The sequence below is a fragment of the Herbaspirillum sp. FG34 genome, from assembly GCF_057809315.1.
Genome location: NZ_JBMDJS010000003.1, coordinates 424,922 through 441,405, shown reverse-complemented (window position 1 = coordinate 441,405; position 16,484 = coordinate 424,922). Strand labels below are relative to the sequence as shown.

Sequence of the window (16,484 nt, the reverse complement as noted above, 5' to 3'; positions counted from 1 at the left end):
CTGGCGTTGTTGCTTCATTTCAAGCCATTTCGACATGAATGAGCAGGAATGAACATGAAAGCCCGGAAAAGCGCATGATTCATTGAAACGGCAAGCCCTTGTGCTTGCCGTTTCATTTGCATCACGCTTATCATTCCCCCGCATTGGCCCGATATTGGCTACTATATAAAAATTCCGTTGTCCACAGGCAATGAAACGCCGGCCACTTGCCCAGCTCGCCGCCGCGCATCGTTTCCCGCCTGGGATGGCATGGCGTTGTTTCGGGACATTCCGGCCCCATGTGAGGCTGATCGCATTTCCGCAACACGCCAGCAACTGACCTCTCACCACCGAGATCCATACTTATGAGCAAGACCCTCATCATTGCCGAGAAGCCCTCTGTCGCGAACGACATCGCGAAGACGCTCGGCGGCTTCACCAAGCACGATGAGTATTTCGAATCCGACGAGTACATCCTGTCCTCGGCTGTCGGTCACCTGCTGGAAATCGCAGTCCCCGAGGAATACGACGTCAAGCGCGGCAAGTGGAGTTTCACCCACCTGCCGATGATTCCGCCGCACTTTGCGCTCAATCCGATCGCCAAGACCGAGTCGCGCCTGAAGGTGCTCTCCAAGCTCATCAAGCGCAAGGATGTGACCACCCTCATCAACGCCTGTGACGCGGGCCGCGAAGGTGAACTTATCTTCCGCCTGATCGCGCAATACACCAAGGCCAAGCAGCCGGTGAAGCGCCTGTGGCTGCAATCGATGACCCCCGGCGCCATCCGCGAGGGCTTTGCCCATCTGCGCGATGATGAAGAAATGCTCCCGCTGGCCAATGCCGCGCGTTGCCGCAGCGAAGCCGACTGGCTGATCGGCATCAACGGCACCCGCGCCATGACCGCCTTCAATTCGAAGGAGGGCGGCTTCTATCTGACCACCGTGGGCCGCGTGCAGACGCCTACGCTGTCCATCGTGGTGGAGCGTGAAGAGAAGATCAAGAAGTTCGTCCCGCGCGACTACTGGGAAGTGCATGCCGAGTTCGTCTGCGCTGCCGGCATCTACAAGGGCCGCTGGCTGGACAAGGGCCACAAGAAGGATGAAGCCGATCCCGAGAAGCGCCCCGAGCGCCTGTGGAGCAAAGCCGCAGCCGACTCCATCGTGGCCGCCTGCCGCGACAAGCCGGGCAATGTCACCGAGGAATCCAAGCCGACCACGCAGATGTCGCCTGGTCTGTTCGACCTGACCAGCCTGCAACGCGAGGCCAACTCGCGCTTTGGCTTCTCGGCCAAGAACACCCTGGGCCTGGCCCAGGCGCTGTATGAAAAGCACAAGGTGCTGACCTATCCGCGTACCGATTCGCGCCACCTGCCCGAGGACTACATCAACACGGTCAAGGACACCATGGAGGCGCTGGCGGAGAACAACAATTACCACCAGTTCTCCAAGCAGATCTTGAAGCAAGGCTGGGTCAAGCCGAACAAGCGCATCTTCGACAACACCAAGATCAGCGACCACTTCGCCATCATCCCGACCACCCAGGTGCCCAAGAACCTGTCGGAGCCGGAACAGAAGCTCTACGACCTGGTGACGCGCCGCTTCATGGCGGTGTTCTTCCCGCCGGCCGAGTTCCAGGTGACCACCCGCTTCACGGAAGTGTCGGGCCACCAGTTCAAGAGCGAAGGTAAAGTCATGATCAACCCCGGCTGGCTGGCCATCTACGGCAAGCAGGTCGAGGAAGACGACAAGGACAAGGAAGGCGGCGGCAACCTGGTCGCCGTGGCTCCGGGCGAGAAGGTCAAGACCGACAAGGTCACCGCCAACGGCCTGGTCACCAAGCCGCCAGCCCGCTACACCGAAGCCACGCTGCTGTCGGCCATGGAAGGCGCGGGCAAGCTGGTGGATTCGGATGAACTGCGCGAAGCCATGGCCGGCAAGGGCCTGGGCACGCCGGCCACGCGTGCGGCCATCATCGAAGGTCTGCTCAACGAAAAGTACCTGCTGCGCGAAGGCCGCGAAATGATGCCCACCGCCAAGGCCTTCCAGCTGATGACGCTGCTGCACGGCCTGGGCGTGGACGAACTGACCGAACCCGAACTGACCGGCGAGTGGGAACACAAGCTGGCCCAGATGGAACGCGGCAAGATCAGCCGTGACGAGTTCATGCGCGAAATCGCGCAGATGACCCAGATCATCGTCAAGCGCGCCAAGGAATACGACAACGACACCATCCCCGGCGACTACGCGACGCTGCACACGCCTTGCCCCAACTGCGGTGGCGTGGTGAAGGAAAATTACCGTCGCTTCGCTTGCACCAAGTGTGAATTCTCGATGAGCAAGGTGCCCGGTGGCCGTCAGTTCGAGATCGCCGAGGTGGAAGAGCTGCTGCAGAACCGCACTATCGGCCCGCTGCAGGGCTTCCGTTCCAAGATGGGCCGTCCGTTTGCGGCCATCCTGAAGATTTCGCGCGACGAAGAGATCAAGAACTTCAAGCTGGAATTCGACTTCGGCCAGGACCAGGCGGACGGCGAAGGCGGCGAGCCGGTCGACTTCAGCGAGCAGACCCCGCTGGGCGCCTGCCCCAAGTGCGGCAGCGGCGTCTACGAAATGGGCCTGGCCTATGTGTGCGAGAAGACCGTGGCCAAGCCCAAGGCCTGCGACTTCCGCAGCAGCCGCATCATCTTGCAGCAGGAGATCCTGCCGGAGCAGATGAGCAAGCTTCTGAACGACGGCAAGACCGACCTGCTGCCGGGCTTCATCTCGCAGCGCACGCGCCGGCCTTTCAAGGCTTTCCTGGTGCGTGGCAAGGATGGCAAGATCAGCTTCGAGTTCGAGGAACGCAAGGCCAAGGCGCCCGCCAAGGGCAAGGCGGCGGACGCTGATGATGGTGCCGACGAGGCAGCCGCCAAGCCGGCCGCCAAGAAGACGGCGACCAAAACGGCAGCCAAGACCACTGCCACCAAGACCAAGGCGGCAGCGGCCAAGAAGCCGGCCCTGCGCAAGGCGACGCCGAAGAAGGCAGCAGCTCCCGACGCCTGATTTCCGGCCGGCCGGAAACGACAAAGCCCTCGCACTTCACGGTGCGAGGGCTTTTTGTTGGCGAGCTCAGTGTGGCTTAGTCGCCGTACACCACCGTCAGCGGCGCATGATCCGAAAAGCGCTGTTCCTTGTAGATCGCCGCACTCACCGCCCTGGCCGCAATGCCCGGCGTGGACACATGGTAATCGATACGCCACCCCACGTTGTTGGCCCAGGCCTGGCCGCGATTGCTCCACCAGGTGTAGGCTTCGCCGGTGGTCTCCGGATGCAGGCGGCGGTAGACGTCCACCAGGCCCAGTTGGTCGAAGATGCGTGTCATCCAGGCGCGCTCTTCCGGCAAAAAGCCGGAATTCTTCTGGTTGCTCTTCCAGTTCTTCAGGTCGATTTCCTTGTGGGCGATGTTCCAGTCGCCGCAGATGACCACTTCGCGGCCGCTCTTTTCCAACTCCATCAGGTGCGGCAGGAAGGCTTCCATGAAGCGGAACTTGGCTTCCTGGCGCTCCTCGCTGGAGGAACCCGAGGGCGCATAGAGCGAGATCACGGTCAGGTCGCCGTAGTCGCATTCGACATAGCGGCCTTCGTCATCGAATTCGGTATTGCCGAAGCCGATGCGCACCGAGTCCGGCTGGCGGCGGCTGTAGACGCCCACGCCCGAGTAGCCCTTCTTCTGGGCATAGTGGAAATGGCCGACATAGCCGGCCGGGGCCAGGAAGTCCTCGGTCATGTCGGCGGCCTGGGCCTTGAGTTCCTGCACGCAGACGAAGTCCGGCGCTTCCTTCTGCATCCACTCGAAGAAGCCCTTCTTGGCGGCCGAGCGGATTCCGTTGAGGTTGGCGGAGACGATTTTTGGCATGGATGTCCTGTTTGCTTGTTGTGCAAGCGTGTTCATTAAGGCCGGTAGCATAACCGATAGGATGAATCATTTAAAATGGCGGCCTGATGAAGGCTTTGCCACCGTGCTGCCTTGCCCTGCGGCAAGCGGGCGCGGTCCGCACCTTCCGTTTTGACTCTTCCCGGGAAATACATTGTGAGCAACTTGCGACAGGAATTCATCGAATTCGCGGTATCGGCCGGCGTGCTGCGCTTTGGCGAATTCGTCACCAAGGCAGGCCGTACCTCGCCTTACTTCTTCAACGCCGGCCTCTTCAGCGAGGGCGCGACCCTGGCCCAGGTGGCCCGCTTCTACGCCCAGACCCTGCAGGATTCGGGTGTGGAATATGACATGCTGTTCGGCCCCGCCTACAAGGGCATCACCCTGGCCTCGGCCACTGCCGTGGCGCTGGCCGGCATGGGCCGCAACGTGCCCTTCGCCTTCAACCGCAAGGAAGCCAAGGACCACGGCGAAGGCGGCACCATCGTCGGCGCCAAGCTGCAGGGCAAGGTCGTCATCATCGATGACGTCATCTCGGCCGGCACCTCGGTGCGCGAGTCGGTGGACATGATCCGCGCCGCCGGTGCCACCCCCTGCGCCGTGCTGATCGCACTGGACCGCATGGAGCGCTCGGGCAAGGATGGTGCGCTCTCCGAACTCTCGGCCGTGCAGGAAGTGGCGCGCGAGTACGACATGCCGGTCATCTCCATCGGCAACCTCAATGACCTCTTCGAGTACATCTCCAACGGCGGCGATGCCCGCCTGAGCCAGTACAAGGATGCGGTGGCAGCGTATCGGACCCGTTACGGCGTCTAAGTACCCTGGAAATGCCTCCAAAAGGCATTAAATGAAGAAAAAGGCTGGATCCGCGAGGTTCCAGCCTTTTTTGCGTGTGCGTTGGAAGAATTACGCCAGATTCTGGGGCAGGGTAGTCACGCGCTGGCGCTGCAGGCGGTCATCGAGCTCGCCGACCTGGGCCGCGACGGCGTTTTCGGTCTGTTCCACGCGCTGGTGGATGTCACGCTGCAAGGCATCCAGGCGCTGCGCCAGCAGGGTTTGCTGTTCGCTCTGGCGCTGCTGCAACTGCTCCAGCTCGGTCTTCAGATAGCCGCGCAGGTCGTTGAAGCGCGAATGCTCGGCCTGGTCGGCCAGGGCGCGCTGCGCTTCCAGCTGCTTGGTCAGGCGCCGGCTTTCCAGCATCACGGTCGTCTGCAGCGCCAGGATGTAGAGCAGGAAGAAGGCCGTCAGCACCACCACCACGCCCAGCATCACCGCACCCAGCGGCGCCTGGAACTCGGTATAGATCAGCGACAGCGTGGTCGTGGCCGTAAAGGCCGTCCAGTTGACCGCGGCGAAGATGGCGACCAGCGCCAGCAGCACAATCAGGAAAATGGTCCGGAATTTCATGTCAGCCTCCTTTGTTGTGAAGGTGTCGGCAGAGGCACGCAAGTGCTTGTCATGACAGCAATATGAATATCTTGGACTAGGTCAGGCGCAGGGATGTTCCTTGCAGTTGCCCGATTGCAATCGGAAATGAAAAAGCCGGCATCACAGCCGGCTTTTGGGGGGGAGGGTGGCGCAGGGCTCAGGCGGCCGCCAGGGCCTTTTCCAGCAACTGGTGCAGTTCGGCGAACTGCGGCTCACCGACATAGCGCTTGATGATGTTGCCATCCTTGCCGATGACGAAGGTGGTCGGGGTCAGCTTGACGTCGCCGAAGGCCTTGGCCAGCGTGTCTTGCGGGTCCAGCGCGACCTTGAAGGGCAGCTTGCGGGTTTCGGTGTAGTTCAGCACGTAGTTGGGCGGGTCATAGCTCATGGCCACGGCCACGAAGTCCAGGCCACGGTCCTTGAACTTGTTGTAGGTCTCGATCATCTGCGGCATCTCGCCCACGCAGGTGGTGCAGCTGGTGGCCCAGAAATTGACCATGACCACCTTGCCGCGCAGATCCTTCAAGGCGACCTGCTGGCCATCGAGCTTGGTGAAGGTGACGTCGGGTGCGGCATTGCCGGCATTGACCTTGAAATAGGCGAAGGCGGCCACGGCAGCCACCACGAGGACGGCGGCCAGCTTGATCATGAAACCGTTCTTGGAAGCGTTTGCCTGTGCTTGCATGGAAAACTCCGGATTCGGAATGCGGGAAGGGGCTGCACAGGGCAACCCCATTGAAGTGAAGCATTATAGACCGCCGCGCGGGATCCTGCGGGCCGGGCCTGTACGTGAAAACCGCCGGACGGGCCGGCGGTTTGACCTGCATCAGGGGGGGGCCTGCGCTCAGCTGGTGGACTTGTTCTCGTCGGCCGGCTTGCGCTGGTAATCCTTCAGTTCGTCCTCGGTGATGTATTCGAACAGGGTCACGACCTTGTTCACGCCCGAGACGCCGCTGGCGATCTGCGCCGCGCGCTGGCCTTCACGCTGGGTCACGCGGCCCATCATGTAGACGATGCCGCGCTCGGTGGTGATCTTGAAGGCGCTGGAATACAGCGTCTTGTCATCCACCAGGCTGGCCAGGACCTTGCTGGTGATGAGCGCGTCACTGGAGCGCGAACCGAAGCTCGACGACGGGCCCACTTCCAGTTCGTTGTACACCGTCTCGACGTTCTGGATGGCCTTGGTTTCACGTTCGGCGGCGGCCTTGGAGGCTTCGTCGGGCACTTCGCCCGACAGCAGCACCTTGCGGTTGAAGGCGGTCACGTTGACATGGGAGCCGGCGGCCACCACGTCGGGAATACGGGCTTCGCCCTTGACGACGATCGCTTTGTCTTCCGTCTGCGCACCCAGGGTGCGACGGTCGGTGGCGGCAAAGGTGGTGGCCAGCGCACCGCCGGCAAAGACTGCAAAACAGCCCTGCAGGCTCAGGGCCATCATGCCGCCCAGGGCCACGGCCGCCAGCGGGCGGCGCAGGCGGATCAACAAGGATCGTGCATCATTCATTCGCATCATCTCCAAAAAGCGCGACGTCGATACCGTCGCAAATGCAGTGCAGCGACACCAGATGCACTTCCTGGATGCGCGCGGTACGGTCATGCGGCACACAGAGATGCACATCGGCGTCGGTCAGGATCTTGCCGATCTTGCCGCCACCCTTGCCGGTCAGGGCCACCACGCGCATGTCGCGTTCGTGGGCCACTTCGATGGCCGCCAGGATGTTGCCCGAATTGCCCGAGGTCGAGAAGGCCAGCAGGATGTCGCCGGCCTGGCCGAAGGCCTGGACCTGCTTCGAAAAGATTTCCTGATAGCTGTAATCGTTACCGACCGCCGTGAGGATGGAAGTATCGGTAGTCAGGGCCAGCGCCGGCAGCGGCAGGCGTTCGCGTTCGAAGCGACCGACCAGTTCGGCCGCGAAGTGCTGGCTGTCAGCGGCCGATCCGCCATTGCCACAGGCAAGAATCTTGTTGCCATTCGACAGTGCAGTGAACATAAGTTCAATCGCCTGTTCGATCGGTTGGGCCAACACGTTGGCAGCCTTCATCTTCAGGTCGGCGCTTTCCTGGAAATGGGCGAGGATGCGAGGATTTGTCATGGTGCCTGCGATTATAGAGGACTTGAACACGGCCAAGCCCGGGCAATTGGTAAAGAGAGGTTTCCGGAATCCGGTCGCACATGATACGCCATGCCCGGCGTGATGGCCCCATGCTGCCCGTGCAGGCAGGATCCGGGAGGATCAGGCGCTGATGGCGTTGCGCAGCCACTGCAGCTGGCCACCCTCGAGGGCGACCACGTCGAAGCGGCAGGGTGGCAGTCCGGACTGGCCTTGCAACCAGACCTGGGCTGCCAGCAGCAGGCGCCGCTGCTTGGCCGCCGTGACGCTGGCCACAGCGCCGCCAAAGGCGCTGCTTGCGCGGGCACGGACCTCCACGAAGACGATGGTGGCGTTCTCCCGCAGAATCAGGTCGATCTCGCCGCCCTTGCAGCGGAAATTGCGTTGGATCAGTTGCAGCCCCTGCGCCTGGAGGTAGGCCAGCGCCCGGTCCTCGGCATCGTCTCCAGTACGCTGGCGCGCCGTGCGCCGCAGCAGGCTGCCTGGCGCCATGATGGCCTCAGTACTGGTCGGCCAGCGGCACCGGCCAGCCGTCCTGGTAGACGGCCTGGGTTTCCTGGCGCTGGAAGAAGGTGGTGCCGCCGCTGACCATGTTCACGTTCAGCCGTCCGGTGACACCGTCGATGTCGAAGCCGGATTGCTTCTGGGCGATGCCGTAGGCCACCCGATAGGCATCGATGCCCAGGGCGTACAGGCGTGCCAGGTCAGCATTGGGACGCTCGTTGTCATTGACGGTCGGGCGCGGGTAGCGAGCCACGGCCACGTTGTCCGGCTGCAGCTGCCAGGGGATGTCGATCAGACGCACACCATCCAGTTCGGGCAGCTTGTCGTTGGGATTGTCGCGCTTCAAGGTGTAGGGATTGATCTGTGAGGTGCCGTACAGCGGCATGTCGTTGCCCACGGCATTGCGCAACTGCACGGTCTGCGCCGCATCCAGGGCCACGAAGATCAGGGCCGGCTTTTCCTGCTCTACGCGCCTGGCCAGTTGTGCCAGGCCGGGGGCAGAGAGGGCGTTGGCGGGCGTGCTCAGTTCCAGCGTGTCCACCTGCATGCCGAGCTGGCGCGCGCGTAGCTGGAAGGAGCGGGCCGCACGCTTCTGCCAGGCCGTGCCGGTGGAAATGGCGAAGATCTTGCCGGGAGCCTTTTCCTTCTCGACCCAGTTGGCGACCTGGCGCGCTTCCTCGTCGATGGACAGGCCCACGGCCAGCATCTGCGGCGGCAGCGGCAGATCGGCTTCGCCATTCATGTCGGGCTGCGCCAGGGCCACGGTGGGCTTGCTCACTCGTCCGCTCTGGGCCACGGCGGTGACGGCGCTGCGCGAGAGCGGGCCGACCAGGATGTCGTACTTGGCCGAGGCTTCGTCATAGGCGCGCTGCATGTCGGCGGCAGAGTCACCGGTTTCGACGATGGCCAGCTGGATGTTTTCCTTCTGGCGCGAATAGGCCGTCAGGAAACCCGTGCGCACCGCATCGGCAGCGGCACCGAAGGCACCGCTGCGGGAAGGCAGCAGCAAGGCCATGTGGATGATGGGGGGCGCGGGCGGGACGGCAGGGCCGCCTGCGGCGGCGGCTTGCATCTCGGGCGAAGTGCCCGGTGGCAGGGCCAGCGGGGCCGGGTCGGCGGCGGCCGCGGGGGCGCCTGGCGTGGCAGCCTGGGCCAGCAGAGGTACACTGTGGGCTGCGGCGGCGCTGGCCGTCATCATCCATGGTGCCAGCATGCCTGCCAGCAGGGCCGCGTGCGCGGTCATTTTCTTCCAACTTGTGAACATCCCGCCCCCTTCAATGAATCAGAATTCCAGCGTCGCCGCTTCCATCCTGCAGGATGCCGCCCAGCAAAGCTATCCGGTGTCGGCATTATATGTGCTGGCCACGCCCATCGGAAATGTCTGCGACATCACCCTGCGCGGCCTGCATGTACTGGCCATCGCCGATGCAGTGGCCTGCGAGGATACCCGCAATACCAGCCAGCTGCTGCAGCGCTATGGTCTCTCAAAGCAGCTGCTGGCCACCCACGAGCACAACGAACGCGAAGCCGCCGCCAGGATCGTCGAACGCCTGCAGGCCGGCCAGCGGGTCGCCCTGGTCTCGGACGCCGGCACTCCGGCCATCTCCGACCCCGGCGCCCGTGTGGTGGACGCCGTGCGCGCGGCAGGGTTCCAGGTCATCCCCCTGCCGGGCGCATCGGCGGCGGTGACAGCCTTGTCGGCCTCGGGGCTGACCGATGCGCGTTTCCACTTCGTAGGCTTCCTGCCGGCCAAGACCCGCCAGCGTGAAACCGCCCTGCAGGAACTGGTCGCCCTGCAGGCGGCGCTGGTGTTCTATGAAGCCCCGCACCGCATCGTCGAGACCGTGCAGTCGATGCTGCAGGTGTTCGGCCCCACGCGCCAGGTGGTGCTGGCACGCGAGCTGACCAAGCTCTTCGAGCACCTCCACCGCTGCCCGCTGGGCGAGGCGGTGGCCTGGCTGGAGCAGGATGGCAACCGCCAGCGCGGCGAATTCGTGGTCTTGCTGGAAGGCGCACAAGTGGTCGAGGGCGAGGATGCCGAGGGTGAGCGCGTGCTGCGCATCCTGCTGGAAGAGTTGCCCGTCAAGCAGGCGGCCGCATTGGCCGCGCAGATCACCGGTCAGAAAAAGAATGCCCTGTATGAACGCGCCTTGCAGATCCGGCAAGCTGCGCAAGACGACGGGGCCGACCACGCCTGAGGCCAGTCCGGCCCGCCAGGCCCCCGGTACAGCCGGTTCCGGCCGTGATATGCAGATGTGCGCGGGCCCCCCCGCCACGCCGCCCTGTGCGGCAAGTCCGCCGCAGGGCATGTGAAGACATTTCCCAAAAACCGGGGCCGGCTCAGCGCTCCACGATGAAGGGGGTGCCGGCACTGCGCTGGCGCACCAGCATGGCCGCATTCTGTGCCGCCGGGCGGGTCGGATAGGGGCCGGCGTAGAGCCGATAGAGACCATTGACCTGCACCGCCTGCATGCTGTCGACGATGCCGGTGAGGCTGGGCAGCAGCTTGTCGCGTGCCACCAGGGCGTTGGCTTCTTGCGAGTAGGCACCGAACTGCAGGTAATAGCCGGCCGTCAGCGGGACCGCCTGGGGCATGGCCGGGGAAGGTGCCGAACCGCTGGCCACGGCATTGATGATGCCACCGCCACCGGCCAGACCGGCCCCGCCGGCGGCACTGGTGGTGCTGGCATTGATGGGCTGCACGGCCGCCACGGTAGGCTGTGGCGGCAGGCCTTGCGCGCTGACCGTATTGATTTCTACCGCACCGGTGGAGACGCCCTGACCAGCGGCCCCGCTATCGGCCACCCGGTTGATCGGGTCGGCCGCCGCCAGCCTGGTGCCGCCGCCATTGCGGCGGGCATCGGCCATGCGCTGGGCTTCTTCGGGCAGGATGCGTTCGACCTCCAGTTCGCTGCTGCCGCTGCCGAGGTAGCCGAGCTTGAGCGCGGCCGTGTAGGAGAGATCGATGATGCGGTTGGAGTGGAACGGACCACGGTCATTGATGCGCACGATGACCTGCTTGCCAGTCTTCAGGTTGGTCACCCGGGCATAGGAGGGAATGGGCAGCGTGGGGTGCGCGGCCGTCATCTTGTACATGTCGTAGAGCTCACCCGAGGACGTCTTCTGGCCGTGGAATTTCTTGCCGTACCAGCTGCCGATGCCGCGCTGGATGAAGGGCTGGTTCTCGTCCGTGATGGGTACATAGGTCTTGCCGAACACCTTGTAGGGCCGGCTGGCCGCCTTGGAGACCGGTTCCACCTGCGGTTCGGCATCGGCCACGTCCAGCAGTCCGTCGGGGATGTGGTCGCCCGGACCGTCATCCTTGTAGTAGCCGCCGCGACCGGAGCCCGCCGCCGGTAGCGCCGGCACATTGGCCGGCCGCGATCCGGCCGATTTGCTCGTGGTGGCCGGCGCCTGTGCAGTCTGGCGCGAGGCCTGCTGGGTGGTGCCGCAGGCGGCCAGCAGCAGGGGCAGCAGCAGCGCGCCCCAACGCAGGAGGCGGTCCCCGGGGGCGCGCCGGTGGTGATGTTCTGGAGTGTGTGTTCCCATGGCCTGTCCTTGGTCAGCAGTCGATGCGCCGGAACGGAAAAAAGCCCGTCCCGGCCGGAATGTTCGCAACGATACCAGAGTGCAATGCAGCGAAGCTGACAACAGGTCCGTGCAGCGAGTTCACGAATCGTCGTGAACTTGTCGGAGGGGCAACAATGCAGCTGCGCTGCCTGGTCAGCTCTGTACCAGCTTGCGATGGCGCTGGATGCTCATCAGGATGCCCGCGCCCAGCCCCAGCGTGACCAGGGCGGTGCCGCCATAGCTCATGAAGGGCAGGGGCACGCCCACCACTGGCAGGATACCGCTGACCATGCCCATGTTCACGAAGGCATAGGTGAAGAAGATCATGGTGATGGCCCCGGCCAGCAGGCGCGTGAACAGCGTGGGCGCATTGGCCGTGATCATCAGGCCGCGCCCGATCAGCAGCAGGTACAGCACCAGCAGCACGATGTTGCCGATCAACCCGAATTCTTCCGAGTAGACCGAGAAGATGAAGTCGGTGGTGCGTTCGGGGATGAATTCCAGGTGGGTCTGCGTGCCCATCAGCCAGCCCTTGCCGGTGATCCCGCCGGAGCCGATGGCAATGGTCGACTGGATGATGTGGAAGCCCTTGCCCAGCGGATCGGAGGTCGGGTCGATGAGCATCATGACGCGCTGGCGCTGGTAGTCGTGCATGAAGGACCACACCACGGGCAGACTGGCCGCCCCCGCCACGAAGAGCGCCAACAGGATCTTCCACGGCAGTCCGGCAAAGAAGATGACGTAGAAACCGGCGGCCAGCACCAGCAGGCCCGTGCCCAGGTCGGGCTGGCGGATGATCAGGAAGCCCGGGATCAACAGCAGGATCGCCGCCACCAGGAAGGCATCCCAGCGCAGCATGCCCTCGCGCTTCTGGAAGTACCAGGCCAGCATCAGCGGCATGGCGATCTTCATGATCTCCGAAGGCTGCACCACCATGCCGATGTTGAGCCAGCGGCGCGAACCTTTCTTGATGATGCCGAACAGGGCCACCGCAATCAACAGCGTCACCCCCACCGTATAGACCGGCACGGCCAGGCGCAGCAGCAGCTGCGGGGAGACGTTGGCGGCGATCCACATGATGACGAAGGCCACCAGGATGTTGCGCAGCTGGTCTTCCACCCGGCCCGGAAAGTTCATCCCGGCCGAGTACAGCGTGACGATGCCCACCGAGACGATCAGGAACACGATCAGCGACAGCGCGCCGTCGAACACCGTCAGGTGCGGCTTGATGGTTTGCCACAGGGGCGGACGTTGCAGGCTCATGCCGGCTCCTCGTGCGTACAGCTTGTTGCGATGTCTGGCCCGGCACAGGGCGATGGCGCCGCGCCAGCGTTCATGTCAGCGGCCAGGGGCCAAACGTCATGGGCTTTCATTCCTGCACATCCGGTTGGACCGTCGGCGTGGTGCCGCCGTCCTCGGTGGTGGGGCCTTCGACCGGGGTGTCGGCGCCTGCCGCATCGGGGGCGACAGCCTTGATCGGCTCGTTGGGACGCTTGCCCAGCATGAAGTAGTCCATGGCCTTGCGCACCAGCGGCGCGGCCACGCCGGCACCCCAGCCCCCGTTCTCGACCACGGCCGCGATGGCGATGCGCGGTGCATCGGCCGGCGCGAAGCCGATGTAGAGGCCGTTATCGTGGTAGATACGGGCCAGCTTTTTGGAATCATACTTCTGGTTCTTGGCAATGTTGACCACCTGTGCGGTACCGGTCTTGCCGCCGGACTCATAGGGTGCGCCCCGGAAGGCCGCCGCGGCCGTGCCTTCCTTGACCACACCCACCATGGCGCGCTTGATGAAGTCGATGTTTTCCTGCTTGAGCGGAATGCGATAGCTTTCCTTGGGCACGGTCTCGGTGCGCTCATGGGTGACGCCATCCTCGATGATCTTGACCAGGTGCGGCTTCATCACCACGCCATTGTTGGCCAGGATGGCCGTGGCCTGCGCCAGTTGCAGCGGGGTGAAGCTGTTGTAGCCCTGGCCGATGCCCAGCGAGACGGTATCGCCGGCGATCCAGCGCTTCTGTTCGGGTTTGCGGAAGGCGGTGCGCTTCCACTCGGTAGAGGGAAGGATGCCGTGCTTCTCGTGCTCCAGGTCGATGCCGGTGATCTGGCCGAAGCCGAAGGGCTTCATGAAGTCATGAATGGCATTGACCCCCATGTCGTTGGCCAGCATGTAGTAGTAGGTATCGCACGACACCACGATGGAGCGGTACATGTCGACGATGCCGTGGCCGCCTTCCTTGTCATCGCGGAAGCGGTGGTTGCCCAGCACGAAGTAGCCGGGATCGCGGATGGCATCCTGCGGGCGGCGCTTGCCCAGTTCCAGGGCGGCCAGCGCCATGAAGGGCTTGTAGGTCGATCCGGGCGAATACACGCCTGACAGAGGCCGGTTCAGCAGCGGCCGGTCGGGCGACTTGTTGAGCTCATCCCAGCTCTGCTGGTCGATGCCTTCGACAAACAGGTTGGGATCGTAGGAGGGTTGCGAGACATAGGCCAGGATATCGCCCGTGGCCGGGTTGATCGCCACCAGCGCGCCCTTCTGGTCGCCGAAGGCTTCTTCAACCACCTTCTGCAGCTCGATGTCGATGGACAGGATCAGGTTCTTGCCGGGCGTGGCCGGCGTGCGCGAGAGCGAGCGCACCGCGCGCCCACTGGCCGAGATTTCCACTTCCTCGTAGCCGGTGGTGCCGTGCAGCTGGGTCTCGTAGCTCTTTTCCAGACCTTCCTTGCCGATGTAGTCGGTGCCGTTGTAGTTGGCTTCATCGTCGGAATCGGAGATGCGCTCGGCATCGCGCTGGCTGATCCGGCCGATGTAGCCGATCACGTGCGCGGCCGTCTTGCCGTAGGGGTACTGGCGGAACAGACGGGCCTGCACTTCCACGCCGGGGAAGCGATAGCGCTGGGCGGTGAACTTGGCCACTTCCTCGTCGGTCAGGCGGGTGCGGATGGGCACGCTTTCGAAGTTCTTGGATTCATCCTGCAGGCGGCGGAAGCGGTGGCGGTCGCGCGGCTGGATTTCCACGATCTTGCTCAACTCGTCGATGAGGTCATCGATGTTGGTCTTGATCTTGGAAGGCGTGATTTCCAGCGTATAGGCCGAATAGTTGCGAGCCAGCACCACACCGTTGCGGTCCAGGATCAGACCGCGGTTGGGCACGATGGGCACCACCGAGATGCGGTTTTCCTCGGCTTGGGCGGCGTAGGCGTCGTGACGCACCACCTGCAGCCACAGGAACCGCGCCAGCAGCAGGCTGAAGCACACCAGTACCAGGATGCTGGCAGCCAACAGGCGCATCCGGAACAGCCTCAGTTCTTGCGCGGTATTCTTGAATTCAGTCATGCTGCTTGCACCTGGCCCTTCAGATGGGGCGGTTCTCGTCGCGGTCCACGGCGCGGCGCTGGGGCGCCAGCAGCAGGATGCTCACCAGCGGCCACAGCAGTGCCGAGACCACGCTTTCGCTGAAGTAGAACCAGTCCGGCGACTTGCCCGTCACCAGCAGCTGGATCACCAGCTGCACCGCCTGGGCCAGCAGCATCAGCGGCAGCACATGCAGCGCCTGGGTACGCAACGGAAACCACAGCACGCGGCGGTGGATCATGATGGCGAAATACGACAGCAGGGTATAGGCCAGCGCGTTCTCGCCCAGGAGCGTGGCTTCGTTGACGTCCATCAGCAGGCCCATCATGAAGGCGATGCTGATGCCGACCTTGCGCGGCTGGTGGATGTTCCAGAACACCAGCGCCAGTGCCACGAAGTCCGGCACGCCGACCATCTGGCCCCAGGGCATCAGGTTCAGCACGAAGGCCACGATGAGGCTGAAGGCGATGAACAGCGGACTGGCCGGCAGGAGGATGGTTTGATTGTTCATCGTGCGGATTCCTTGGCCGCCGGTTTGGCGGCACCAGTGGCAGCGGTGGCAGCCTTGGCACCGGTGGCCGGGGTAGTGGTCGCCGCCGCAGCGCCGGCCGGCTTGGCCGGCGTGGTCACGCTGGCTGAGCCCTTGCGCTCCTCGGCCGGCTTGTCCTTGGGTGCGGGGGTGGTTTCCTCGCCGCCGTTGTCACGGGTGCTGTCACGCAGGCGGCGCTTGAAGAGCTTGGCCGATTTTTCATCGATCACGTCCGGTTCGGGACGCGGCGGCAGGTTCTGGTCCACCAGCAGGATCAGCAGCTGGCGATGACGGTCGATGCCGGCCAGCGGGCGGCAGACGATGCGGGCGAAGGCGTCCGCCGAGCGGGTTTCCACCAGCGCCACGCTGGCCACCGACAGACCGGGGGGATAGACGCCGTCGATGCCCGAGGTCACCAGTACGTCACCCTTCTGGATATCGGCGTTGGAGGGCATGAAGCGCAGGTCCAGTGCGCCGGTCTGGCCACGGCCATAGGCCACGCTGCGCAGGCCGTTGCGCAGCACCTGCACGGGAATGGCCTGGTCCTTGTCGGTCAGCAGCGTGACTTCGGAAGAAAACGGGAACACCCGCGTCACCTGGCCCACGATGCCGACATCGTCGATCACCGGCTGCCCCGGCATGACGCCCTGTTGCGAGCCGCGATTGAGGATGATCTTGCGGGTGAAGGGATCGCGCGCATCGTAGAGGATCTCGCCGACGATGGACTTGACCGGCACCTTCTGCTGCATGTCCAGCAGCTTGCGCAGTTGCGCGTTTTCGGCCGCCAGCAGGCTTTCCTGCTGCATCAGCTGGGCATTGACGATCTGTTGCTGACGCAGCTCGCGGTTTTCCTTCTGCAGCGAGGCCAGCGAAGAAAAGTACTCGGACGAATTGGTAAAGGCGTCGCGCGGAATCATCGCTACCGTCTGGAACGGATAGAGGGCCGTGCCCAGCGCCTGGCGCAGCGTGCCCAGCACGTGCATGCGGGCGTCGACCACCAGCATCACGACCGAGATCAATGCGAAGACGGTCACGCGCACCCGGGCCGAGGCGCCCTGCTTGAAGAGTGGTGGGATTTCCATGGCGTCAGGCCGACTGC

At 63.9% G+C, this 16,484-nt stretch carries 15 protein-coding genes; 3 read left to right on the top strand and 12 right to left on the bottom strand.

Going from position 1 to position 16,484, the window contains the following annotated elements:
* Window positions 1-344: 344 nt before the first annotated feature.
* The gene (locus ACODSZ_RS06105) at window positions 345-3,017 is read left to right on the top strand and encodes a DNA topoisomerase III (protein ID WP_488927250.1); all 2,673 of its coding nucleotides are present in this window, start codon (window positions 345-347) and stop codon (window positions 3,015-3,017) included.
* A gap of 76 nt (window positions 3,018-3,093) precedes the next feature.
* Here ACODSZ_RS06105 and ACODSZ_RS06100 read toward each other — a convergent pair whose 3' ends face one another.
* On the bottom strand, window positions 3,094-3,870 hold the full coding sequence (locus tag ACODSZ_RS06100) for an exodeoxyribonuclease III (protein WP_488927249.1): 777 nt from the start codon (window positions 3,868-3,870) through the stop codon (window positions 3,094-3,096).
* 174 nt (window positions 3,871-4,044) lie between these two features.
* Between ACODSZ_RS06100 and pyrE the strand changes: the two genes are divergently transcribed.
* Window positions 4,045-4,704, top strand: a complete 660-nt coding sequence (gene pyrE / locus ACODSZ_RS06095) for an orotate phosphoribosyltransferase (protein ID WP_008333588.1) — start codon at window positions 4,045-4,047, stop codon at window positions 4,702-4,704.
* Between the two features lie 90 nt (window positions 4,705-4,794).
* On the opposite strand, the gene ACODSZ_RS06090 is transcribed toward pyrE, so the two are convergent.
* The 6 genes from ACODSZ_RS06090 to ACODSZ_RS06065 all read right to left on the bottom strand — a co-directional run bounded on the left by ACODSZ_RS06090 (window position 4,795) and on the right by ACODSZ_RS06065 (window position 9,195).
* Window positions 4,795-5,295 (bottom strand): LapA family protein, encoded by a 501-nt coding sequence (locus ACODSZ_RS06090; RefSeq protein ID WP_488927248.1) that lies wholly within the window; start codon window positions 5,293-5,295, stop codon window positions 4,795-4,797.
* A gap of 178 nt (window positions 5,296-5,473) precedes the next feature.
* Window positions 5,474-6,001: a peroxiredoxin family protein gene (locus ACODSZ_RS06085; protein ID WP_175343787.1), complete on the bottom strand. Its 528-nt coding sequence runs from the start codon at window positions 5,999-6,001 to the stop codon at window positions 5,474-5,476.
* A 159-nt stretch (window positions 6,002-6,160) separates the two neighbouring features.
* The gene (locus ACODSZ_RS06080; protein WP_008333582.1) at window positions 6,161-6,820 is read right to left on the bottom strand and encodes a BON domain-containing protein; all 660 of its coding nucleotides are present in this window, start codon (window positions 6,818-6,820) and stop codon (window positions 6,161-6,163) included.
* Entirely contained in the window at window positions 6,813-7,409 is a 597-nt protein-coding gene (locus tag ACODSZ_RS06075; RefSeq protein WP_175343786.1) for a phosphoheptose isomerase, read from the bottom strand. The genes ACODSZ_RS06080 and ACODSZ_RS06075 overlap by 8 nt, the downstream gene beginning before the upstream one ends.
* A 141-nt stretch (window positions 7,410-7,550) precedes the next feature.
* Window positions 7,551-7,919, bottom strand: coding sequence for a YraN family protein (locus ACODSZ_RS06070; RefSeq protein ID WP_175343785.1), 369 nt, complete (start codon window positions 7,917-7,919; stop codon window positions 7,551-7,553).
* Window positions 7,920-7,926: 7 nt separating this feature from the next.
* Window positions 7,927-9,195, bottom strand: coding sequence for a penicillin-binding protein activator (locus tag ACODSZ_RS06065; protein WP_488927247.1), 1,269 nt, complete (start codon window positions 9,193-9,195; stop codon window positions 7,927-7,929).
* Window positions 9,196-9,208: 13 nt separating this feature from the next.
* On the opposite strand from ACODSZ_RS06065, the gene rsmI reads away from it, so the two are divergent.
* Entirely contained in the window at window positions 9,209-10,129 is a 921-nt protein-coding gene (rsmI, locus tag ACODSZ_RS06060; RefSeq protein WP_175343783.1) for a 16S rRNA (cytidine(1402)-2'-O)-methyltransferase, read from the top strand.
* Between the two features lie 142 nt (window positions 10,130-10,271).
* Here the strand turns inward: rsmI and ACODSZ_RS06055 are convergent, their stop codons facing one another.
* The 5 genes from ACODSZ_RS06055 to mreC all read right to left on the bottom strand — a co-directional run bounded on the left by ACODSZ_RS06055 (window position 10,272) and on the right by mreC (window position 16,467).
* Entirely contained in the window at window positions 10,272-11,480 is a 1,209-nt protein-coding gene (locus ACODSZ_RS06055) for a septal ring lytic transglycosylase RlpA family protein (protein WP_175343782.1), read from the bottom strand.
* 174 nt (window positions 11,481-11,654) lie between these two features.
* The gene (rodA, locus tag ACODSZ_RS06050) at window positions 11,655-12,764 is read right to left on the bottom strand and encodes a rod shape-determining protein RodA (protein WP_175343781.1); all 1,110 of its coding nucleotides are present in this window, start codon (window positions 12,762-12,764) and stop codon (window positions 11,655-11,657) included.
* Between the two features lie 106 nt (window positions 12,765-12,870).
* Window positions 12,871-14,838, bottom strand: a complete 1,968-nt coding sequence (gene mrdA / locus ACODSZ_RS06045; protein ID WP_175343780.1) for a penicillin-binding protein 2 — start codon at window positions 14,836-14,838, stop codon at window positions 12,871-12,873.
* A 19-nt stretch (window positions 14,839-14,857) separates the two neighbouring features.
* On the bottom strand, window positions 14,858-15,367 hold the full coding sequence (mreD, locus tag ACODSZ_RS06040; protein WP_008333565.1) for a rod shape-determining protein MreD: 510 nt from the start codon (window positions 15,365-15,367) through the stop codon (window positions 14,858-14,860).
* On the bottom strand, window positions 15,364-16,467 hold the full coding sequence (gene mreC / locus ACODSZ_RS06035; protein ID WP_175343779.1) for a rod shape-determining protein MreC: 1,104 nt from the start codon (window positions 16,465-16,467) through the stop codon (window positions 15,364-15,366). Before mreC ends, mreD begins: the two co-directional genes overlap by 4 nt.
* Between the last annotated feature and the right edge of the window lie 17 nt (window positions 16,468-16,484).